This is a genomic window from Pseudomonas sp. NPDC090233 (assembly GCF_044772285.1).
Taxonomy (GTDB): domain Bacteria; phylum Pseudomonadota; class Gammaproteobacteria; order Pseudomonadales; family Pseudomonadaceae; genus Aquipseudomonas.
This window is the reverse complement of sequence record NZ_JBIVYQ010000004.1, coordinates 209,984-231,319: the sequence shown is the minus strand read 5'-3', so window position 1 is coordinate 231,319 and position 21,336 is coordinate 209,984. Positions and strand designations below refer to the sequence as shown.

19 protein-coding genes, 2 tRNA genes and 1 pseudogene are annotated in these 21,336 nt (G+C 59.6%); 4 read left to right on the top strand and 18 right to left on the bottom strand.

Annotation, left to right across the window (positions count from 1 at the left end; translation table 11 throughout):
* Positions 1 to 96: 96 nt before the first annotated feature.
* The 7 genes and pseudogenes from ACIQUF_RS12410 to ACIQUF_RS12380 form a co-directional block, all read right to left on the bottom strand.
* The gene (locus ACIQUF_RS12410) at positions 97 to 738 is read right to left on the bottom strand and encodes a hypothetical protein (RefSeq protein WP_186703136.1); all 642 of its coding nucleotides are present in this window, start codon (positions 736 to 738) and stop codon (positions 97 to 99) included.
* Positions 738 to 1,133 (bottom strand): hypothetical protein, encoded by a 396-nt coding sequence (locus ACIQUF_RS12405; RefSeq protein WP_403131704.1) that lies wholly within the window; start codon positions 1,131 to 1,133, stop codon positions 738 to 740. The genes ACIQUF_RS12410 and ACIQUF_RS12405 overlap by 1 nt, the downstream gene beginning before the upstream one ends.
* 4 nt (positions 1,134 to 1,137) lie before the next feature.
* The gene (locus ACIQUF_RS12400; protein WP_186703138.1) at positions 1,138 to 2,187 is read right to left on the bottom strand and encodes a hypothetical protein; all 1,050 of its coding nucleotides are present in this window, start codon (positions 2,185 to 2,187) and stop codon (positions 1,138 to 1,140) included.
* 567 nt (positions 2,188 to 2,754) lie between these two features.
* Positions 2,755 to 3,735 (bottom strand): integrase domain-containing protein, encoded by a 981-nt coding sequence (locus ACIQUF_RS12395; protein WP_403131702.1) that lies wholly within the window; start codon positions 3,733 to 3,735, stop codon positions 2,755 to 2,757.
* 921 nt (positions 3,736 to 4,656) lie between these two features.
* Positions 4,657 to 5,976 (bottom strand): annotated as a pseudogene (locus ACIQUF_RS12390) (tyrosine-type recombinase/integrase).
* Between the two features lie 162 nt (positions 5,977 to 6,138).
* Positions 6,139 to 6,214: transfer RNA gene (locus ACIQUF_RS12385), tRNA-Thr, on the bottom strand.
* 98 nt (positions 6,215 to 6,312) lie between these two features.
* The gene (locus ACIQUF_RS12380; protein ID WP_403131700.1) at positions 6,313 to 6,558 is read right to left on the bottom strand and encodes a hypothetical protein; all 246 of its coding nucleotides are present in this window, start codon (positions 6,556 to 6,558) and stop codon (positions 6,313 to 6,315) included.
* A 470-nt stretch (positions 6,559 to 7,028) separates the two neighbouring features.
* Here ACIQUF_RS12380 and ACIQUF_RS12375 point away from each other — a divergent pair, with 470 nt between their 5' ends.
* Complete coding sequence (locus ACIQUF_RS12375; protein WP_403131699.1) at positions 7,029 to 7,301, top strand: hypothetical protein; 273 nt, start codon at positions 7,029 to 7,031, stop codon at positions 7,299 to 7,301.
* A complete protein-coding gene (locus ACIQUF_RS12370) occupies positions 7,301 to 7,573 on the top strand; it encodes a DUF3077 domain-containing protein (protein ID WP_403131698.1) in 273 nt (90 codons plus the stop codon). Before ACIQUF_RS12375 ends, ACIQUF_RS12370 begins: the two co-directional genes overlap by 1 nt.
* Positions 7,574 to 7,848: 275 nt before the next feature.
* Here the strand turns inward: ACIQUF_RS12370 and ACIQUF_RS12365 are convergent, their stop codons facing one another.
* The 5 genes from ACIQUF_RS12365 to ACIQUF_RS12345 form a co-directional block, all read right to left on the bottom strand.
* Complete coding sequence (locus ACIQUF_RS12365; protein ID WP_403131696.1) at positions 7,849 to 9,054, bottom strand: methyltransferase; 1,206 nt, start codon at positions 9,052 to 9,054, stop codon at positions 7,849 to 7,851.
* Between the two features lie 95 nt (positions 9,055 to 9,149).
* Entirely contained in the window at positions 9,150 to 9,839 is a 690-nt protein-coding gene (locus ACIQUF_RS12360; RefSeq protein ID WP_400803770.1) for an ABC transporter permease, read from the bottom strand.
* Positions 9,836 to 10,531 carry an ABC transporter permease gene (locus ACIQUF_RS12355; protein ID WP_400803772.1) on the bottom strand — a complete coding sequence of 232 codons (696 nt, stop codon included), beginning with the start codon at positions 10,529 to 10,531 and terminating at the stop codon, positions 9,836 to 9,838. Before ACIQUF_RS12355 ends, ACIQUF_RS12360 begins: the two co-directional genes overlap by 4 nt.
* Positions 10,532 to 10,585: 54 nt before the next feature.
* On the bottom strand, positions 10,586 to 11,338 hold the full coding sequence (locus ACIQUF_RS12350; RefSeq protein WP_403131694.1) for an ABC transporter substrate-binding protein: 753 nt from the start codon (positions 11,336 to 11,338) through the stop codon (positions 10,586 to 10,588).
* 11 nt (positions 11,339 to 11,349) lie between these two features.
* Positions 11,350 to 12,123, bottom strand: a complete 774-nt coding sequence (locus ACIQUF_RS12345; RefSeq protein WP_400803778.1) for an ABC transporter ATP-binding protein — start codon at positions 12,121 to 12,123, stop codon at positions 11,350 to 11,352.
* Positions 12,124 to 12,764: 641 nt separating this feature from the next.
* Here ACIQUF_RS12345 and gabP point away from each other — a divergent pair.
* Positions 12,765 to 14,150 carry a GABA permease gene (gene gabP, locus ACIQUF_RS12340; RefSeq protein ID WP_403131691.1) on the top strand — a complete coding sequence of 462 codons (1,386 nt, stop codon included), beginning with the start codon at positions 12,765 to 12,767 and terminating at the stop codon, positions 14,148 to 14,150.
* 120 nt (positions 14,151 to 14,270) lie between these two features.
* Here the strand turns inward: gabP and ACIQUF_RS12335 are convergent, their stop codons facing one another.
* The 6 genes from ACIQUF_RS12335 to ACIQUF_RS12310 all read right to left on the bottom strand — a co-directional run bounded on the left by ACIQUF_RS12335 (position 14,271) and on the right by ACIQUF_RS12310 (position 19,276).
* Positions 14,271 to 14,714: a hypothetical protein gene (locus tag ACIQUF_RS12335; protein WP_403131689.1), complete on the bottom strand. Its 444-nt coding sequence runs from the start codon at positions 14,712 to 14,714 to the stop codon at positions 14,271 to 14,273.
* 87 nt (positions 14,715 to 14,801) lie between these two features.
* Positions 14,802 to 15,263: a DUF4234 domain-containing protein gene (locus tag ACIQUF_RS12330; RefSeq protein WP_403131687.1), complete on the bottom strand. Its 462-nt coding sequence runs from the start codon at positions 15,261 to 15,263 to the stop codon at positions 14,802 to 14,804.
* Between the two features lie 270 nt (positions 15,264 to 15,533).
* Positions 15,534 to 15,609: transfer RNA gene (locus ACIQUF_RS12325), tRNA-Phe, on the bottom strand.
* 90 nt (positions 15,610 to 15,699) lie between these two features.
* A complete protein-coding gene (locus ACIQUF_RS12320; protein ID WP_400803789.1) occupies positions 15,700 to 15,972 on the bottom strand; it encodes an oxidative damage protection protein in 273 nt (90 codons plus the stop codon).
* The gene (gene mutY, locus ACIQUF_RS12315; RefSeq protein WP_403131685.1) at positions 15,969 to 17,036 is read right to left on the bottom strand and encodes an A/G-specific adenine glycosylase; all 1,068 of its coding nucleotides are present in this window, start codon (positions 17,034 to 17,036) and stop codon (positions 15,969 to 15,971) included. The genes ACIQUF_RS12320 and mutY overlap by 4 nt, the downstream gene beginning before the upstream one ends.
* Complete coding sequence (locus tag ACIQUF_RS12310) at positions 17,033 to 19,276, bottom strand: AsmA family protein (protein ID WP_403131684.1); 2,244 nt, start codon at positions 19,274 to 19,276, stop codon at positions 17,033 to 17,035. Before ACIQUF_RS12310 ends, mutY begins: the two co-directional genes overlap by 4 nt.
* A gap of 369 nt (positions 19,277 to 19,645) precedes the next feature.
* Here ACIQUF_RS12310 and ACIQUF_RS12305 point away from each other — a divergent pair, with 369 nt between their 5' ends.
* Positions 19,646 to 21,304, top strand: coding sequence for an OFA family MFS transporter (locus tag ACIQUF_RS12305; RefSeq protein WP_403131683.1), 1,659 nt, complete (start codon positions 19,646 to 19,648; stop codon positions 21,302 to 21,304).
* Positions 21,305 to 21,336 lie beyond the last annotated feature (32 nt).

Below are 21,336 nucleotides of genomic sequence, written 5' to 3'. Positions count from 1 at the left end.
AGCCTTCCTAGAGATTTTGGGGTGTTCAAAAAAGGTCGATGGCGGCACTAAGTTATAAGTGCCCTGGCGCTAAGTACGATAAAGAAGCTAGAACACTCAGCGACGGTCTTGAGGATCGAAACCAAGGATGACCCCAATATGTCGAACCGTGAACGGGGTCCCTGATCTAGAGTGGCTGTGCTTTGTAATAAAGGCAAAGTTAGGACGATGTTTACAGTCGCTTTCTTCGAAGCTATCTAGAGATTTTTCCCGTAAATGCTGTCGCCAGTTTGTAACAACTGCATTCGCATCGCGGTTCCTAATGTATATCAGCATCCCTCCTTGGTCTTGGTTAACATCTCCAGTTGAGTAGCGTGTTGTTAGCTGCTGAAAGCCCTGATAGAGATAGTCATACGAACTATGTATTTTTGCTTCGCCGATCCACAAATAGTTTTTTTGACCTCTGACCGCCAAATCGGAATGTCCGCCAATTTTTTCGTCATGCGTAGCCTTGTAACCCATGTGTGTGAGGCTTCGTTTTATTTCAGATGTGAGTCGATCTTCCCCGTCTTCGGACAGTAGTTCGGGGTTTTCTTGAAGTTTTGAGACTATTTCATCAATATCGATGCGCAACGCCTCGACAAAGTCTTCGTAGCTATCGGCTAATAGCCGATTTATGAAGTTTCCTATCCCGGGAATGTGTGGTGCCAAAACTTTCAGGTCGTTGAGGCTGTAGTCGCCAATTGATGTCTTGCTCACTATTGCGCCTCCTGTGAGAAGGCTTGGCCAATAGTAAAATAGGGATAGATTTTTGTCTCGAAGCCTTCGAAACTTTGGCCGCTTTCTGGGTGGTAAAATACGCCAGTGCGTCTAGCTTCGCTTAACTCTTCCGGCGTGACTGGATACGATTCATCACCATCTATGAATTCGAATTTCGCTTCGAGTATTCGAAGAGGATACCCGGTGAGGTATTGGACTGTTAATATCGCCAATGAAATGTCAGGGGCGCTTATTATTTTACTTATTCTAGTAAATGTAAGGTGGTTGATAACTTTTTCAGAAAGGAGATAGTCAACCATAAGAAGACTTGCGCTCATCAGTGGCTCTGATGGTGCGCTTTCTTCTATTAGGGCGACTATCTCTTCTCTAGTCATGATATTAAAGGACTTTCATCATCACGAAATTGTAGTCCTCAATGCAAGTGCAGCCAAAAATGTAAATCATGTCAATTACGGGGTCTTCGCTGCTTGCAACGGAGAAGTGTGCTGGGATCGCAACTTCAGGGTATCCATAACCTTGCTCCGAAATCCAACGTTTGGAAATGGAGAAGGGATTGAGGTTCTTAACGGCCTCTGTTCCGCCATGATGGTATGGATCTTTTCTTACGTCCAGATCCTTTCGTCGCATTTTTTCTTTATATATGCCTGCGGCATCAGTGACGTGCCCCAACTCGCCAATAGTACCGTCTGGAGCTTCGTAGAGCCGCTCAATGGCAGGATAGAAATTTATAGGGTTGGCTAAGATCCTATCGACTCCCAAGGTTTTTTTTGCGAATTCATTTATGATTCGCTCAATAGCTGTGACCCTGAGTTTTAGATCTTCGGCACTGATTTTTTTTAGGCCGTCTAGCCGAATGTCAAGATAGCCAGCTACAGGGTCAATGGAGATGACGTCAAAAAGTTGAACAGGCCGTCTCCTAATTCCAATAAGCTCATCAAACGCACCAAAGTCTTGGACAGCTTCATCACCCAGCGCGGTGCCCGGCATTTCCTCCCTTTCAGTGACACGTATCTTAGAGCAAAGAATGAAGTCGTGCTGGTTTCCGATCTGCATGTATGCAACGCAGGTAGCACCCCCATTATACTCTTGAAGTTCGTCCCTAGGCATAGGGTAAGGATAGTGACCAGACAAGTCAGAGTCGCAGACGAAGTCTTTAGCCATGCTCTCAATTAGAGCTTTGAGATAGACAGAGTCTATTTCAAACACTTTAAGGCATTTGTCACCGAAGCTAGTTAGCTCATTGTGAATGCTCTCAATGGCTACAGCATACTTCTCTTTATCTTGCCCAGTAAGTCCTGGCTTCAGCTTTTCTACCGTCGGGTCCCAGCCGGTGGAGGCTGGAAGGTTATGGTTTTTAAGTGCATTTCTGAAATTTGTAAACGAAATGTCTCTAGCTTGTAGTGCAGCAATGAAATCCAAGGTGACCATAACGGTAGAGTCCAGCTGAGCCTAAATACCATGCAAGGAGAATGACATTGGCTACCTTAGGAACCGTCCGAAATTGCATCCTTGCCATTCGACGCCGTCCGCTTTCGAGGTTTCGGCTGAAAAACGTATGACTGATGGCGTTTTAGCATCTGAAGGCGAATCCTGCAAAGTGATTTCATGCCAGATGGCAGGCAGCCATCTGGCATGGGGCCATATACCTGCGACGTCTGGCCGGGCTGGCTGATACGCGAGCATGACAAAATGCCATACGTTATGGGCTCCGGGGTGCGATCGTTCGGGGGTCGAACGTCCAGCATTTATTTAGCCGAAGGGTGAGCAGCTTCACCGTCAGGAAATACTGATAGCGCGTGGCCTCACTGTGTTTGGCTAGTCGAATCTCTAGGAACCAAACAACATGCTTCCTTTGCCACGCCCATGGTGTCTGTAGCTTCCATCGCTCCGCTATTGCAGCTTGGATCACCTTCGCTTGCCGTAGGTGCCGCTGCCGCGTCGCATTCGACCCCGTTAGCACTCCACTCAAAAGCACCTCGATATCGAACGTTCTTGTCATACCCGCTTCCCGATGTAAGCAGCGACTATCTCGATCCGACCATGCCCCAACTCATAACCGACCTGTATGCGAGCCTCGCGGTCGAGGTGCCGGTCTACGCCATAGCAATGGCCACCGTTAATGGGCGCACGGTGCTGGGTGATTTGTTCATAGCGTTCACATGCAAATGCGGCGCGCAATTCATGAAATCCTTTCAGTCCGTATTCATGGAGGATTTCCCGCGATGCTCCAGCTACTCTCTGCACAACATCTGTGTAGCTTTCGCGTTGCGCAATCATGTTGCGGCTACCGGTTGGCGACACTAGCGTCGCGAACCTCAGTGCATGACGAATATGGTTATCCACCTCAATCCACCGGGGTGCCGATGCACCGCCCCGGCCGCCTTTCGTGCCGTCCTGGATGTTGATCTTGCCGCAGGCTTCAGCCTCACGGCTAAGCCGTGGCAGGTCAGCCAAGATGGCCTCACGCAAGCGCATGCCGGTGGCTCGCGCCAACAGGACAATCGCTGCGGCCCGTCTCTGGTCACAGCTGCAAAGAGCATCGACGATCTGCTTAACGTGTTCGCGGTCTTGGCCCTGAGGCACTGAGTGTCGAACCCCGGTGCGCTGCATTCCTAACGCCTTGCTCGGGCTTGGCAATTTCACGCACTGATCACCGCGAAGCGCCGCCATGGTCCTGTTAACGCTAGATAGCCGATTTTGTGCGGTGCTGATGGCGAGATCACCGCGCCCAACCAGGTCACGCAGATACGCCGCATAGTCGGTCAACACCTTCCGATCAATCTGTCGCGCATCATTGAAACCGGGGCCCTGATCGGAGCGGCACCACTTCACGAATGCCTGCCACCGATCACAGTGCGCTTTGACCGTGCCGTAATGACCGCCACCGAACATGTCTTTCAGCGCTTGCGGCCCTGCGTAGCTCAATTGCCTGCCGTAACCGAAATTGCGGCCATCGCGTCTACCCACCAATGCCATGTCAGTCACCTCATCATCCGATCTCCGCCCCACGTCATCCCGTCAAGAATGTTGAGTGTTATCAGGGATCAAGGCCCCTGCGACCTGTGAGGATGTCCTCTAACGCGGGACTGGCGGCTCCTTACGACCGGGAGCAAGGGCATCTCATGATCTGGCCTCCTGAGCACCGTTACCGGTGGGCGGGTGGAGGCTGCATTTGCTGACGAGACCAGTGCCGCGAGATCCTGAGCCGGGTGAACGCAGCAATGCGATGACCGGGGCATGCCTGACTGTCAGTCAGGTGCAGTCCAGTCCTTGGTCTGCGGCACCATCATCTGCATGGCTGTTGCTGGTGACATCGGCGTTTGTCACGCCAATTGTCACGAGGGGGATTGCCGCTGAGCCATGTGCGATCAGGGCTGCAGCAGTGTCAGGAGCGCCCGTCTCTTTCCAGTGAAAGAGACGGGCGCAGGTTGGCGCACGCGAAATGGCCAAGCGGATAGGTTGCTGCTGAGCAGATGGGTAGGGTGGTTGCCGCAGGGGCAACGATATTGAGTTGGCATCCATCACATGGGTAGTGACCGTACGAGCTGCCGGACGCGAATCGTACTTGCGGGTGAACCACCGCGGGAGCGGCGTGACCTTTAAGGTTCGGGTCACCTGGGGTGCTGTCATCGACAGCTCTTGCGACTCCCGGTCTACGCTTGTGGACAATATTCGTCAAGTATCGGGATATCAGGGATTTAGCACCTGTGGATAAAACTATCCCCCGGTGGACATCAGTGGTTTTCCACAGACGTAAGCTGTGCCAGCAGTTTTTTCTTAGGGATGGTCCTTTCAAACGGGGCGGCTTTGCAGCCCCGTTTGAAAGGACCCGCGCGGAGGAGCTTCATGCGGTGCTGTGGCTAACTTCACAGCGAGTTGAGGTGGTGGTGCGGCGGGTTACTCGGTCTTCTTGGCACTGCGAAGCCGCGTGACGTTCTCGCCCGTCTGCTTGGCAAACTCATGCGGCGTCACATGGTCCTCGCGGTTCGCCTCCAGAAACCGGCTCCACCAGGTCATGATCATCCGGCGCTCTTCGAGGAACTCGGCCTTGTGGGTATAAGCGGCCCGCACGTTGTTGCGTTCCTTGTGGCTCATCTGGAGCTCGATCGCTATCTCTGACCACAGCCCGGACTCGACCAGCGCACTGCACGCCATGGCTCGGAACCCGTGGCCGCAGATATCCACCTTGGTGTCGTAGCCCATCGTCCTGAGCGCGGCATTCACTGTGTTCTCGGACATGGGTTTCCATGGCTTGGCATCTCCCGCGAACACCAGGTCGAACTTGCCGGTGATCGTGTGGATCTGCTCAAGCAAGGCCACTGCTTGCGGCGATAAGGGTACAACGTGAATGTCTCCGGCCATTTTCGTACCCCTTGTGGAAAACGGTACGCCGTCGAGCGCCGGGCGAGTGTCGGGGATCTCCCAGATGCCGCGATTGAGATCGAACTCGTTCCAGCGGGCGAAGCGCAGCTCGCTGGAGCGTACGAACACGTGCAGCGACAGCATCACGGTAAGGCGTGTGAGTGGACGACCTTTGTAGCCGTCGATGCGCGCCTGTAGCTCTGGCAGCCGCGATAAGGGTAGTGCGGGTCGATGTGTAACCCGGGGTGCTCTGATTGAGCCATCGAGGTCGTGGGCTGGGTTCGTCGTGATCAGCCGCAGCCGTTTGGCTTCGCGCATGATGCTTTGCAGGTAGTTCTTGATCCTGAGCGCCACGTCGATGGTGCCGCGCTTCGTCACGGCTTCCAGTGGCTGCATGAGGTCGTGGGTGTCGAGTTCAACGATTGCCCTGGCACCGAGCAAAGGGAATACGTGAGTCTTCAACCGGCTGAGCACAGTCTTGGCATGGCCCGGCGCCCACTTCGGCACCATCCCGGCATACCAATCGAGCGCAACGCTTTCGAAGGTACGGCCATTGATTACGGCTTGCACCTTGGCCTGCTGCTTGGATTGGATGGGGTCAATACCGTTGGCGAGCTGCTGTTTGAGCTCGAAGCGCTTGTGGCGAGCGTCAGCCAGCCCGACCACCGGGTAATTGCCGAGTGAGGTCAGGCCCTCGCGACCATCGGGCTTCACGTACCTGAGCCGCCAGCCTTTGCGACCGTTGGGCTTCACGAGCAGTTAAAGGCCATCGCCGTCAAAAAGCTTGTACTCACGTTCGCGAGCCTTTGCAGTGCGGCAGGCGTTGTCGGTAAGGGGAGCCGTTGTGCGAGCCATAAGGGTACTTTCCAATGTCGAATTGGTAGGTATCCTTAAAAGTACCCTTATTAGCGCTGGCTACCCTCGGAATCCGACGGAACGCCAAAACGAAAAAACCCGCCAGAAGGCGGGTTTTTCGGGGGTTCCAGAGATTTTGAAAGCTTTCTATGGAACCTTGAATGGTGCCGGCACCAGGAATCGAACCCGGGACCTACTGATTACAAGTCAGTTGCTCTACCATCTGAGCTATACCGGCAATGGGGCGTCATTATAACGACAGTTTCGCGCCTGTAAACCACTTCCTTGCGATTGTGCGCAAATGACCTAAGTCACCGGCCTGGAAGGAGAATTTTCCTACCAGCCGCGGTGGATGGTGTTGACGTTTGGCTCGGTCTTGCCGGGGTTGAAGAACAGCTTGTTGTTGTCGCAGCCGCGCTTGCGGCAGGGCTCGGTGCGCAGGGGCAGGCCATTGTCACCGCCCAGCTGCATGCCGGGTGTGTTCCAGTCCAGGTTGCTGGTGTGCTGTGGCGCAGGGTCGCTGGCGCAGGCGGTCAGGGTCAGGGCGCAAGCCAGCAGGGCGAGGGGTTTGGTGTGGGTCACGATGTCTAAGTCCGTTTGTCCATTGTCGATTCTGGCGCAACGCCAGACGGTCGCGGGGCTGGCGGGCAGCGCGCGACGGAGCTTTTCAATAATTTGGGGGGCGGATGATACACCGTTGGCTTTGGGTTGCGGTGGGCATCTTCGTGGATCTCATCTGTAAGGCATTTCTGAAGATGAAACCAAATGCTTCAAGTCTGGTTGGTTTGGGAATTATCCTACGCGCGCTGGCGAGCCTTCACTGTTGGCGGGGAAGTGCCCCAGGGATAACGTTCCTGGGTCGCCGATTCCGGTGACCGGGTGTGAGAACCCGAGTGTGAATAAGTTGTTGCCACATGGTGGCCGTACACGGGCAGACCTCGGTCTGGCCGAGCTTCCTTATTCCCTCGGTTTCTCACCCCGTGTACGGCTGCCACCCAAATCCGTGAGAAAGATTAGGTGGTACGCATTTTCAGTGGAATAAGGATTAAGCCATGAAGAAAATCGTTCCAGACCCACCCCGTCCACTCATCACCACCCCGTACTTCACCATCCACAGCGACATCTCCCCAACCGACGCCATGGCCCACGCCTGCGAACTGCTACGTGTCGCGGTCGATACCCTCGATGAACATTGCCGTGCCCACGCCGGCGAACCTGGCTTGAACCTGCTGACAAATGCCGCCCATGCGACCGATTCAGCGCGCGTGCTGGTCGAGCATGCGAAGCGGCGGATGAAAGATGGTCAGGCTGAGGAGGTGCTGTGATGAGCGATCAAGCCAAACCAGTGACCACAGCGGGCGTGGAAACCTTTCTCGAAGTCGGTAATCCGGGTATGAACCTGCTGCGCGTTCAGCCTGGCATTCCTGTCGATGCTGCCTATGAGCAGGTTTCGGTGCTGTTGGGCTATATCAAACACCTGGTGCGCGAGGGAGATATGGAGGATGACCACAAGCTGTTGGGGGCTGCGGATTATCTCAGTGCCTTGGCCAAGGCGTTGATGAATGATATCGAGGTGGCTAAGAACCGGTTGCATTGAGCATTTGGCCTCTTCGCGGCTAAAGCCGCTCCCACAGGTTCGATAGGGGTTCTACAGAGCGAGTTTGCCTAATCGAATTTTTGTTTATGCACAAGAGGCATCGGCACGTTGCGCGAAAGGCATGCCCAATAGCTACACCGCCTGTCTTTGCGCAAATGCCTGTTTTTACTGGGCTTGCCGGTTGAGTCGGAATAAGCGAAGCCGTTGAAATAGCAGTTTGGACGAAGCATCTATCACAAGCTTGTTCACAGACTTATCCACAGGTTGTGCTGTGGCTAACTGTCGCGTTCGGCGAGCAAAAGCAGGTTGCGTGGAGTGAGCGGGTAATCGCAGAAGGTGCCCAGGCGAACGGCGTAGCCTTGTTCTTCAAGGAACAGCGCGCGGTCGAGCACCAGCCACAACTCCAACGGCCTGCGGAACAGATTGCGAACACGTTCGAGGTTGCGTACTTCGGCCAGTCGCTGCCAGCCGACGGCTTCCAGAGTCTCCCAGTCCGGGGTGACGGTCAGTTCCAGCTGCTTCAAGTCAGCCAGCTCCCGGCAGTACTGCTCGAAGGGTTTGCTTAGCCAGGCTACCGGCAGCGACGGAGTGGGCAGGTAGTCATCGCACTGGCGCTGTTGGCGTTGCAGCAGATCGAAGCCCAGGCGCCGGGCCATGGAGCAATCGCGCTGTTGGCGAACGCGGGCGCCGGCGGTGACGGTTTCGCTCAGTGGCAGGCCCAGGTCCAGCAAGGACAGTTGCAGCGCCGATGCTCTCGCAGCTGTGGATAACGGCTGGTACTGCTCGCCCTGGATGCGGTTATAGCAGCACGGGGCCACGGCCAGGTGGCGGCAGCCTTGCTCGCTGGCTACGCGCAGCAAGTGCACGTGCAGGTCGCCGCAGGCGTGCAGGGCCACCACGCTTTTGTCGCTGCCCAGGTAGCGGCGGCTGTCGGCGGCCATGACGTCTTGATGGATGTGGGTTGCCGGCAGGTGGTGGTGGTCGCTGAGGGCTTGGCCTGCAGTGACCAGTTCAGGGTCGTACTCAAGGCAGGTCAGCTGCTGGCCTGGCTGTAACAGGCGGCGGCCGAGGTAGCCTTTGCCCGAGCACCAGTCCAGCCAGTGCTGGGTTTGGGTGCGGAAATCCAGGCGGCGGCTGAAGGCTTCGATCTGCTGCCATTTGCGGCCGGGGACGTTGACGTCCAGGCGGTGGGCGGCGGGGGGGAGGCCGGTGTCGGGGAGGGCGCCTAGGGAGCTGAGCTGGTGGGCTTTTTCGCTGAGCTGTGGATACGGGGCGGGTAGGGCTTGTGGGTCGTGGTCGGCTTCGGCGTCGGCCAGGCTGCAGTGGCGCAGGTGGGCGGCGAGTGCGGGGTGTTGGGTTTCCCAGTCCAGGCGCAGGGTGGTGAAGGGCCTGGGTTTCCACAGCTTCTGGTGCTCGATCAGGAATTGGTCGAGGGCCTGGAAGCGGTCGGTTAGGTGGTGGCTGTGGAGGAAAGGGGTCATGGGGTTTTGGGGTGTGTTTGAGGGCCTCATCGCGGATGAATCCGCTCCTACAGGTCCCGTAGGAGCGGATTTATCCGCGAGAGGCCATTGAGGTCTCAGCGCCCTTGGCAGGCGTCAACGCGCAACCAGCGCTCCAGCAACTTGAAGCCTTGCACCAGCACGAACGAGATCACCAGGTAGAACACCCCGGCGGCGAAGAAGATCTCCACCGGCAGGTAGGTCCGGGCGATGATGGTGCGGGCCATGCCGGTCAGTTCCAGCAGGGTCACGGTACTGGCCAGGGCGCTGGCCTTGAGCATCAGGATCACTTCGTTGCTGTACGCCGGCAGGCCGATGCGCGCAGCGCGGGGCAGCATGATGTAGAACAGCGCCTTGCCGCGTGACATGCCCAGTGCCCGGGCCGCTTCGATTTCACCTTTGGGGATCGATTGCAGCGCGCCACGCAGGATCTCGGCGATGTAGGCGGCGGTGTGCAGGGTCATGGTCAGCACCGTGCACCAGAACGGATCGCGTAGGTATGGCCAGAGGCTGCTGGAGCGCACCGCGTCGAACTGCGCCAGGCCGTAGTAGACCAGGAACAACTGCACCAGCAGCGGCGTGCCACGGAAGAAGAAGATGTAGCTGAAGGGTAGGGCGCGCACGTACCAGTGCCGCGATGAGCGGGCGATGCCCAGCGGGATCGCCAGGATCAGCCCGGCGACGACCGCGATGGCCACCAGCTCCAGGGTCAGGGTGGCACCCTGGGCCAGGCGCGGCAGCCACTTGATGATCACTTCCCAATTCATTGTTCGGCCCTCGCAAAGCCGCGAGCGGCGCGTTTTTCCATGAAGTGCATGCCGGTCATGGCGATCACGGTCAGGCTCAGGTAGATGCAGGCGGCGACCATGTAGAAGGTGAACGGCTCCTTGGTCACGGTCACGCCGATCTGCGCGTGGCGCATGATTTCTTCCAGGCCGATCACCGACACCAGCGCGGTGTCCTTCATCAGGATCATGAACAGGTTGCCAAGGCCCGGCAGGGCGATGCGCCACATCTGCGGGAGGATGATCCGCGACAGGATGCGCCCCTTGGACATGCCCAGGGCCAGGCCGGCCTCACGGTGGCCTTTGGGGATCGCCAGGATGGCACCGCGGAACACTTCGGTGGCATAGGCGCCGAAGCACAGGCCGAGGGCGATCACGCCGGCGGCGAAGGCGCTGAGTTCCAGGCCGGGCATGTTGAGGGCTTCGCCGAGGCTGTTCATCAGCCCGACGGTGCCGAAATAGATAAGCAGCACCCACAGCAGTTCGGGCACGCCGCGAACCAGGGTCGAATAGAAGCCGCCAAGCCATTGCAGCGGCTTGATCGGGGATGTCTTGGCCAGGGCGCCGAGCAGGCCCAGGACCAGCCCCAGCAGCAAGGCGCAGAGCGCCAGTTTTACGGTCATCACGGTGCCGGCCATCATGGCCGGACCGAATCCGTGCAGGTCGATATTCATGGGCAGGTCATTCTAGGGACTGGCGCGCCACGAGGGCGCGCCGGTCAGGGCGGGTCATTCGATGCTGAATGGGAAGTACTTGTCGTTGATCTTCTTGTACGTGCCGTCGGCTTTGATTTCTGCCAGGGCTTTGTTCAGCTTCTCGCGCAGCGGGTCACCCTTGCGCACGGCGATGCCGATTTTGTCGCTGTCGACCACAGGCTCGCCTTTGAACTCGAAGTTCATGCCGTCCTTGCTCTTGAGCCACTCGTACTGCACGTACTTGTCGGCCAGGATGCCGTCGATGCGGCCGGAGACCAGGTCGAGGTAGGCGTTTTCCTGGGTGTCGTACAGCTTGATGTCGATGTCGCTGCCGTAGGTGTCTTCCAGCCAGGTACCGGCCAGGGTCGCGCGCTGGGTACCGATGGTCTTGCCTTTCAGGTAGCCCGCGTCGGTCTTGAAGTCGACGTTCTTCGGCGCAATGAACTGCAGCTTGTTGGAGTAGTACGGCTCGGTGAAGTCGACGGCCTGCTTGCGCTCGTCGGTGATCGACAGCGACGACACCAGGAAGTCGAACTTCTTGGCGTTCAAGGCCGGGATGATGCCGTCCCAGTCGGAGGTCACCACCGAGCACTCGACTTTCATCTTGGCGCACAGGGCGTCGCCGATGTCTTTGTCGAAGCCGACGACCTGGCCGCTGGCATCCTTGTTGTTGAACGGCGGGTAGGCCGCTTCGATACCCATGCGCAGTTTTTCTGCAGCCATGGCATTGGCCGACATCACCAGGGTGGCGGCGGCTGCCAGGAGAAACTTCTTATAAGTCTGCATGTATTGCTCCGTTAGCGGTGGCTGGACATGAATTGCTTGCAACGCGCCGAGGTCGGGTTCTCGAAGACCTGCTGCGGCGATCCTTGCTCTTCAACCAGGCCCTGGTGCAGGAAGACCACTTCACTGGACACCTGGCGGGCAAAGTTCATCTCGTGCGTCACCAGCAGCATGGTACGGCCTTCTTCGGCCAGTGCGCGGATAACGTTAAGCACTTCCTGGACCATTTCCGGATCGAGCGCCGAGGTCGGCTCGTCGAACAGGATGACCTTGGGCTTCATGGCCAGGGTGCGGGCGATGGCAGCACGTTGCTGCTGGCCACCGGAAAGCTGGGCGGGGTAGCTGTGGCGCTTGTCGAAGATGCCGACCTTGTTCAGCAGCGCTTCGGCGGCTTCGATGGCCTCGGCCTTGCTCTGGCCGAGCACGCGGCGCGGCGCCTCGATGATGTTGTCGAGGATCGACATGTGCGGCCACAGGTTGAAATTCTGGAAGACGAAGCCGATTTCACTGCGCAGGCGATTGATCTGGCGGTTGTCGGCAGCGATCAGGTCGCCGTTTTTGGCGGCCTTGAGCTTGAGTGCTTCACCGGCCACCAGGATTTCGCCCTGGTGCGGGTTTTCCAGCAGGTTGATGCAGCGCAGCAGGGTGGACTTGCCGGAGCCGGACGATCCCAGAATGGAGATCACGTCACCGTCACGTGCGGTCAGCGAAATGCCCTTGAGAATTTCCTGGTCGCCGTAGCGTTTGTGCAGATTGCGGATTTCCAGCGCGGGCGTGGCCTGGGCCATGTGCGGTCCTCATGTGTTCGGGTGCGTTCCCAGCTGTTGGCGGCCTTCCTGGCGTGCGCCAAGCTAGCATAGCGGCAATATGGCGGCCAACAGGGGCGCAAGGGGCTCGGGGCAATGCTGGGGCAGTTTGTCGCATCGGTGCAGCGCAACGTCGCGCATCTGTCTGCGAAGGTGTCGCCCAGCTCCAGAGCCTTGATGAAAAAAGGCGCGATGTTGCCAGCTTTGGGCAAGGCTGGGAAGCGGTTTTGACCCCTTCGCGGCTAAAGCCGCTCCCACAGGCGCCGCCATCCTCCCGTAGGAGCGGCTTCAGCCGCGATAGCGTCGACTCGGAACCAGGTTGTACCCCAAGGTTGCACTTTTCGCCTTGCACTGGTGCAAAGGTGTTACCAAGGAGCACCTTTGGTGCGTTTGTAAGTGGGTATTTCAGTAATCCGGCGATTTAACGCCCTTTCGGTCAAGACTTGGCCGAATGCCCTGCAAGCCACGTCCTTCAAGGTTGCCAGATGTATCTGACGAATGCATTCAGCACCTGGCCCGCTTATTGCCATCTGGAACTCACCGATTACAGCAGCGCCCGAATCAACCCTTGGTGCGCCTGGCATTCGCAATCGAGTAGTCCACTCCTTACAAAGGTAGTTTCAATGAGCGGTAACAATTCCAATGACCTCGCTCAGGGGCTCAAACAACGGCATGTGACCATGCTGTCCATTGCTGGCGTCATCGGCGCTGGCCTGTTCGTCGGTTCCGGCCACGCCATCGCCGCCGCCGGCCCCGCCGTGCTGCTGGCCTATGCCGCTGCCGGTACCTTGGTGGTGCTGGTGATGCGCATGCTCGGTGAAATGGCGATCGCCTCGCCGGACACCGGTTCGTTCTCTACTTATGCCGACCGCGCCATCGGCCGCTGGGCTGGTTTCACCATCGGCTGGCTGTACTGGTGGTTCTGGGTGCTGGTCATCCCGCTGGAAGCCAACGCCGCCGCGGCGATCCTGCATGCCTGGTTCCCCGCCGTCGATCTCTGGGCCTTCTCCCTGCTGATCACCCTGGCGCTGACCCTGACCAACCTGTGCAGCGTGAAGAACTACGGTGAGTTCGAATTCTGGTTCGCCCTGCTCAAGGTGCTGGCGATCATCGGCTTCATCGTCGTCGGTTGTGTGGCCATGTTCGGTTTCGTGCCCAACAGTCAAGTGAGCGGTGCCAGCCACCTGTTCGATACCCAGGGCTTCATGCCTAATGGTTTGGGTGCTGTGCTGGCCGCCATGCTGACCACCATGTTCTCGTTCATGGGCACCGAAATCGTCACCATCGCCGCCGCCGAATCGAAGGACCCGGGCAAGCAGATCAGCCGCGCCACCAACTCGGTGATCTGGCGCATCTGCCTGTTCTACCTGGTGTCGATCTTCCTGGTCGTGGCCCTGGTGCCGTGGAACGACCCGGCGCTGGCCGAAATCGGTTCCTACCAGACCGTGCTGAGCCGCATCGGCGTGCCGAACGCCAAGCTGATCGTCGACATCGTCGTGCTGGTCGCCGTGACCAGCTGCCTGAACTCGGCGCTGTACACCTCGTCGCGCATGCTGTTCTCGCTGAGCAAACGTGGTGACGCGCCGGCCATCGCCCAGCGCACCACCAAGGCGGCTACCCCGCATGTGGCCGTGCTGCTGTCGACCGCTGCAGCGTTCCTCTGCGTGTTTGCCAACTACGTCGCGCCGGCCCAGGTGTTCGAATTCCTGCTGGCAAGCTCCGGTGCGATCGCGCTGCTGGTATACCTGGTGATTGCCGTATCGCAGCTGCGCATGCGCAGCCAGCGTGAAGCGCGGGGCGAGAAGATTGACTTCAAGATGTGGCTGTTCCCGGGGCTGACCTGGGCGACCATTGCCTTCATCGTCGCCGTGCTGGTGGTGATGGCGTTGGGTGAGGATCACCGGGCGGAGATCATCGCTACTGCGCTGCTGAGCATTGGTGTGGTGGCGGCGGGCTTGCTGGTGCATCGCAAGCGCCAGGCTGCCGGGCGGGTGGCGTTGGATAGCTGATCTGCGCTGGCTGCAATGAAAAGGCCGCGCCCTGTGTAAGGGCGCGGCCTTTTTGTTTGTCAGTGCCGGCCTCTTCGCGGCTGAAGCCGCTCCTACGGGATTTGTGCGGCCGGTGAAGACTCAGCCGAACTGCTTCTGCTGTTGCTGCTGCTTGGCCACCAATTCGGAGGCGGCGATATAGGCTTCCTGGAACTCGTCGCTCTCCAACCAGGCCATGGTGGTGTCTTCGTCGGCGCCGTCGAGCCAGGTTCGGTAGGCGTTGAACACCAGCACGATGTAGTCGGTGGCGTGCTCTTCCTTGTGCCCCTTGAGCACCAGGGCCAGTAGCGGGTCGACCAGGAACACCGAGATCATCGATACCAGGCCGTTTTCCTGCGCAGCTTTCATCTTCTCGAACAGCTCTTTATAGCTGTCCGACTCCATGGCCTTGTTGAACACCTGCTCGATGCTGGCGCTGTCGCCCGCGCTGGCCTTGACCGCCTGGCCGCTGCGCACCATGCGGTTTTGCTTGGCTTTGGTGGCGGCGCGTTTGGCGCGTTTCTGTTGCTTGGTCGAGGTGGCCATGGGGCGAATCCTTGGGTGAGCCTGAAATTGCGCGTATTGAAGCGCAGCCGCCCGGGCGATTCAACTGCAGGGCGGCTCGGCAATGGGTCAGGCCTGCGCGGTCTGCTGGTAATACGGACTCTGGCGAGCGTCGAGATCCCCTAGTGCGTTGATGCAGTAGTTGATGTGGTAGGTATTGAAAAGCAATGTGTAGAGGGGGTTCATCGTGAATTGGGGTTGCTGATGGCTATGGGCGTAATCCAGCAACACACGGCGTGCCTTGAATGCCCAGACGATGTTCATGACGATACGGATGATTGCGAGCAAGCCGCACAGAGCGTTAACGCTGGGATCACCGGTGTTGGCAAATGCGCCAGCAAGGCCCAGGCATACACACAGCCAGATGATGTAGGTCTCGCTGGACACTGCTTTGCCGGTGGCTTCGCGAAGTTGCTGGTTGGTCTTTTGCATCCAGATCAGCTGGTAGAGAAGGCAGGTGACGATTTCCAGGAGGATGAGGTGGAAGGTCTTGCGGTTGACCTGGCTCTTGAGTTCGGCGGGCGATGTCATGGTGCTTCCAATTTTCATAGGCGAAATGAAAACGGGCTGAGACATTGATGGTGCGGGGGCATTCCGTGCTCAACTACCGTCCTGGGTGGAGTGCCGCCACATAAGCGTGCGCACGCGTCGGATAGTAGCATGTTGCTATGCTCGTCACCGTGCTTCGGAAGGGGGCATCTGGATGGCAGTGAGCAAAAATCGCAGACAACAAAAAACCCGCACTAGGCGGGTTTCTTGTTGTCGCTTCGGGTAACTTTGCAACCACCAGAAGCTTGAAGGTGGTGCCCAGAGACGGAGTCGAACCGCCGACACGAGGATTTTCAATCCTCTGCTCTACCGACTGAGCTATCTGGGCGACGAGGTGAATTAAATAGATTTCCAGACCGCTCGTCAACGACTTTTTGAAAAAATTTTAAATTAATTCCGTCGCTTACGATTTTTGGGGTCATTCGGCGGGTGGAACGTAGCCTTCCGCCTGGGCGTAATCCTCGCCGGCAAAAAACTTGTCCATCTCGGCCTGGATGAATTTGCGGTCCTCGGCATTCATCATGTTCAGGCGCTTTTCGTTGATCAGCAGGGTCTGGTGCTTCTGCCAGTCGGCCCAGGCTTTCTGCGAGACGTGTTCGAAGATGTCCTGGCCCTTGGGGCCGGGGTAGGGCGCGCGCTCAAGGCCTGGCAGTTCTTCTTTGTACTTGCGGCACATTACGGTGCGGGTCATCGGGCTTCTCCTGCAATCAGTTCGTCGGCCGCGCGTTTGAGCAGCTTCTTGACCGGGGCGGCGAGGCCCAGGCGCGGCGGGGTGGCGAGGTTATACCAGAGCCAGTCGGCCTCGGCCACGTGCTGGCCGACGGGGTCGACACGCACCAGCCACGGCTCGATAGCCAGCTGGAAATGGCTGAAGGTGTGGGTCAGGCCGTCCAGTGCGCGGCTTTCAGCCAGGCGCAGGCCGTGCTGGTAGGCGAGGTCGTCGAGCTGTTCGATGTCGTCCAGCTCGGGCAGGCTCCACAGGCCGCCCCACAGGCCGCTGGATGGGCGACGGTAAAGCAGGATGGCGCCTTCGTGGTTGGCCAGCAGCGGCATCAGCGTGCGGCGTTGCGGCAGGGCCTTGCGTGGTTTTGGCTCGGGGTAGCGGGTTTCTTCACCGTGCAGGTGCGCTTCGCAGCCACGTTGCAGCGGGCAGATCAGGCAGCTGGGCTTGCTGCGGGTGCACAGCGTGGCGCCCATGTCCATCATCGCCTGGGTATAGTGGTTGGCACGGTGCTGCGGGGTGAAGCGCTCGGCGGTGGCCCACAGCTGGTTGGCCACCTTGGGTTCGCCCGGGTAGCCGCCTTGTGCAGTGAAACGAGCCAGCACGCGCTTGACGTTGCCATCGAGAATCGGCGCTCGGATGCCCATGCTGATACTGGCGATGGCGCCAGCGGTGGAGCGGCCGATGCCGGGCAGCTCGGTGAGCTGTTCGACACTGCGCGGGAATTCGCCGCCGTGTTGCTCGACAACGATCTTCGCGGCTTTCTGCAGGTTGCGTGCGCGAGTGTAGTAGCCCAGCCCGGTCCAGAGGTGCAGCACTTCGTCTTCCGGCGCCTCGGCCAGGGCCTGCACGGTCGGCAGGGCCTGCATGAAGCGGTCGAAGTAGTTCAGCACGGTGCTGACCTGGGTCTGTTGCAGCATGATTTCCGACACCCACACCCGGTAAGGGTTGATGCCCTGTTGCCAGGGCAGGTCGTGTCGGCCGTGCTGGTCATACCAATCCAGCACGGCGCTGGAGAACTGCGCAGGGGTCATCGCTTGAACAGCCCCTTGAGCGCGTCTTTCAGTTCTGGGCTCACTTTGTCTCCGAGTTTTTCATCGAGCTTTTCATCGATCTTGTCTTTCAGGCGGTTGCCGGCCAGCTTGGCCGCGACCTTGCCCAGGCCATCCTGGTCCAGACGGCAGGCCTTGGCGCCCAGCTCCAGCGGGCCACGGCAGCGCAGCGGCACTTCGACGCCGACATAACGTTCGTTGACCTGGCAGGCCGGGTCGGGCATGGCGCGCTGGTCGCCTTCGACGATCACGCCCACGTTGTAATCCATGCCCAGCACGCGCAGGTCGAGGTCGCCGTGGCCGTTGACGGTCAGGCCCGGGATACGCGCCTTGAGGTCCGGGTTGCTGGCCACGCCGTTGCGTACCACCAGGCTGCCGCGCAGTTCTTCGAAGGGTGTGTCCTTGCCGCGCGGTTCGCCGCTCAGCGACTTGCGGTTGAGGGTGGCGATGGCCTGGCAGAGTTGCTGTTCCAGGTTGGCGTTGACCAACACGCCGTCGTTGATGGTGAAGTTTGCGCTGCCATTTAGGGTGTCGACCAGTGCCTTCTGGCTGTTACCAGTCGCTGTCAGATCGCTGGTCAGGGTCAGCAGGCCTTTGACCGGCGGGGCCTGGTCTTTGTCTTCGGCCTTGATGAAGTGCTCCACCGGCACCCGGTTGATTTTGGTGTTGACGCCGATCTGCGGCACGGCTGGGCGCACGTCGACGGTGCCTTTGGCTTCGAAGCTGCCGTTGTAGAGCCCGCCGCGCAGGGTTTGCAGAGTGACCAGGCCGCCCTGGCCGGTGGCCTGCAGCTGGGCGTCGCTGATCGGCAGCTTGTCCAGGGTCAGCGAACCGAAGGCCAGGTCGGCTTGCAGGTCGAGGGCGCGCAGGCGGTCGACCGGCAGCAGCTTGTCGTTGCTCCAGGCCACCTGGGTCGGCGCCTTCGGCAGCGGCGAGCTGCCGGCACCGGCTACGGCGCTGGCTTCCTGTTGCTTGACTTCGTTCTGGCGGGCCACGGTGGCGCCTTTGGCTTCTTCGCTTTTGGCTGGCATGTAGCGGTCGGCGTCGAACTTGTCGGCCTTGAGCTGCACGCGCAGCGCCTGCTTGGAGAAGTCTTCGACTGCTACTCGGCCACTGAAGGTGCTGTCGTCCAGTTTCACCGCCAGGTCTTCCAGCGCCAGGCTGTTAGGCGTGCCCTGCAGGCGGCTGACCAGTTCCAGCTTGTTGAAGGCGGCCGGGTCGTTGGTGGCCGGCAGCGGGTGGCCGATGCCGTCGAGGAAGGTGCGCAGGTCGAACTGGGCGATGGACAGGCCGCCGCTGAGTTGCGGCGCTTTGTCCAGGTCGCGCAGGTTCAGCTCCCCCAGGGCGCGCAGTTGGTTGGCGGAGATCTTCAGGCCGTTCCACGAAGCGACGTTGGCCGCCATGTCGACCAGCAACTGGCCCTGGGCGGCGAAAGTCATGGTCTTGCCGGCAAACGGCTCGCCGGAGGTTTCACCAGACAGGCGCATGTCCTCAAAGTTGTAGCGCTTGAGCTTACGGTCGAAACGCAGTTCGCCGGCCAGTTCCGTGCGGGCCTTGAGGTTTGGCTGGCTGGCGCTGAGGAAAGCGCTGGCCTTGAGCGCGATGTTCGCGCCTTCATGAACTGGCCCGGTGCTCAGTTGGATGCTTTCGGCGCTGTAGCTCTTGCCGGTCTTGGCATCGGTGTACTGCACGCGGGCGTTGTTAACGGTCAGGCTGTCGATGTCGAGCTTGACCGCGCGTTCGCTGCTGCTTTCGGCGGGTGCGTTCGGCTGGTCGGCAGGCGCGGGTGCGCTGGCGGGTGCGCCATCCTTTGCCGGCAGCGGCTTGCCGATGTCTTCCCAGTTGCCATGGCCCTGTTCATCGCGAGCCAGGGTCAGGTTCAGGCCCTCGACACGCACGTCGCTCATCTGCACTTCGCGGCGCAGCAACGGCAGCACGCGCACCGACAGGCCGAGCATCTGCAGGTCGGCGAACGGTTCGGTGGGTTTGTTCAGCGTGGCGATGCTGGCTTCGTGCAGCTCAAGGCCCAGCCAGGGGAACAGGCTCCAGCCGATATCGCCATTGAGGGTCAGCTCGACATGGGCCTTGTCGCGCGCCAACTGGCGGATCTCGTCTTTATAGTCGTTGGGATCGAAGAGGTGGGTCAGGGCGAAGCCCAGCGCCACGATGATCAGCAGCAACCCGAGAAGCCCCAGTCCCAGGATTTTGCCGAACGCTTTCATGGGCGAGTCCTTGTAGTTCGTATTTGAATTCAAGCGGCAGAGTATAGCGCCGCGGCGGTCGGCCCTGCGTATCAGGCAAGCGATACAGGCCATTTCCTGCAGATTGATCAGGCATTGCGGGTTTCGACAGCTGTAGCGCGCGCAGTTCATTTGCGCTGACGGCCGAGCAATACCGATTCAGCCTCGCGAAAAATAACGATATCAGATTGCTTTCATGTCATGGACGAACTGGTACTCTTGCGCCGCTTGCGAAGCGGCCGCGACCCATTGTCGCGGGGCGTTGCCATGAAACGGCCGAGCCTTGCATACAGCCAGAAGAGCCGGGCATTCAATGCGCAAGCGTCGTCTACCTACAAAAGGATCGAATCCATGAGCAGTACCATCACGGCAGAAGCCCGGGTCAGCGCCCCGAGCTTCTTGTCGAAGGAGCGCATCATCGCCCGCCCGGGCTTCAACCGCTGGTTGGTACCCCCGGCAGCCCTGGCCATTCACCTGTGCATCGGCATGGCCTACGGTTTCTCCGTGTTCTGGCTGCCGCTGTCGCAAGCCATCGGCATCACCGCGCCGGTCGCCTGTTCGGCGGACATGGGCTTCATTGCCCGCCTGTTCAGCGCCGAATGCGACTGGCCGATTTCCATGTTGAGCTGGATCTACACCCTGTTCTTCGTCTTCCTCGGTTGCTCGGCAGCGGTGTTGGGCGGCTGGCTGGAGCACGCCGGTCCGCGTAAAGCTGGGCTGGTATCGGCCCTGTGCTGGTGTGGCGGCATGCTGATCTCGGCGATTGGCGTGAAGACCCACCAGCTGTGGCTGATGTGGCTGGGTTCCGGCGTGATCGGCGGTATTGGCCTGGGTCTGGGCTACATTTCGCCCGTTTCGACGCTGATCAAGTGGTTCCCGGACAAGCGCGGCATGGCCACCGGCATGGCGATCATGGGCTTCGGCGGCGGCGCGATGGTTGGCGCCCCCCTGGCCACCGCACTGATGGGCCACTTCGGCAACGAGCATGAAGTGGGCGTTTGGCAAAGCTTCGTGGTCATGGCGGCCATCTACTTCGTGTTCATGACCGCGGGCGCCCTGGCTTACCGCGTGCCACCCACCGGCTGGAAGCCGGAAGGCTGGACCGCGCCGGTGAAAAAGGCCAACGCAATGGTCACCGACCGCCACGTTCACGTGAGCGTTGCGTGGAAAACCCCGCAGTTCGTGCTGATCTGGCTGGTATTGTGCCTTAACGTGTCGGCGGGTATCGGCATTCTCGGCATGGCCTCGCCGCTGCTGCAGGAAGTGTTCGCCGGCAAGCTGCTGGGCAACGAGCTGACCTTCAGCGAACTGAACGCCGCGCAGCTGGCGCAGATCGCCGCGATCGCCGCCGGCTTTACCGGCCTGCTGAGCCTGTTCAACATCGGCGGGCGGTTCTTCTGGGCATCGTTCTCCGACTACATCGGCCGCAAGAACACCTACTTCGCCTTCTTCGCCCTGGGCGTTGGCCTCTACAGCCTGGTGCCAAACATGGGCCACCTGGGTAACGTGGCGCTGTTCGTGGCGGCGTTCTGCATCATTCTGTCGATGTACGGCGGTGGTTTCGCCACGGTGCCGGCCTACCTGGCCGACCTGTTCGGCACGCAGATGGTCGGGGCCATCCATGGTCGTCTGTTGACGGCGTGGGCCGCTGCCGGCGTGCTCGGCCCGGTGTTGATCACCTACCTGCGCGAGTCTCAGCTGGCGGCAGGTGTCGAGCGTGCAGCGGCTTACGACATGACCCTGTACATCCTCGCCGGCCTGCTGGTGCTGGGTTTTGTCTGCAACTTGCTGGTACGCCCGGTGGCCGACAAGCACTTCATGACCGACGCCGAGCTTGCCGCCGAGCGGGCGCTGAGCCACGACAAAGGTGCCGATGGCGCGCGTTCGCTGGAGTGGCACGCCGCGCCGGGTAGCCTGCCGCTGGTGCTGATTGCCTGGGCGGTGGTGGTGATTCCGCTGGCCTGGGGGGTGTGGATTACCCTGCAGAAGACGGCAGTCCTGTTCCATTGATGTAGCTGCCTTGGGGGCTGCGCAGCAGCCCC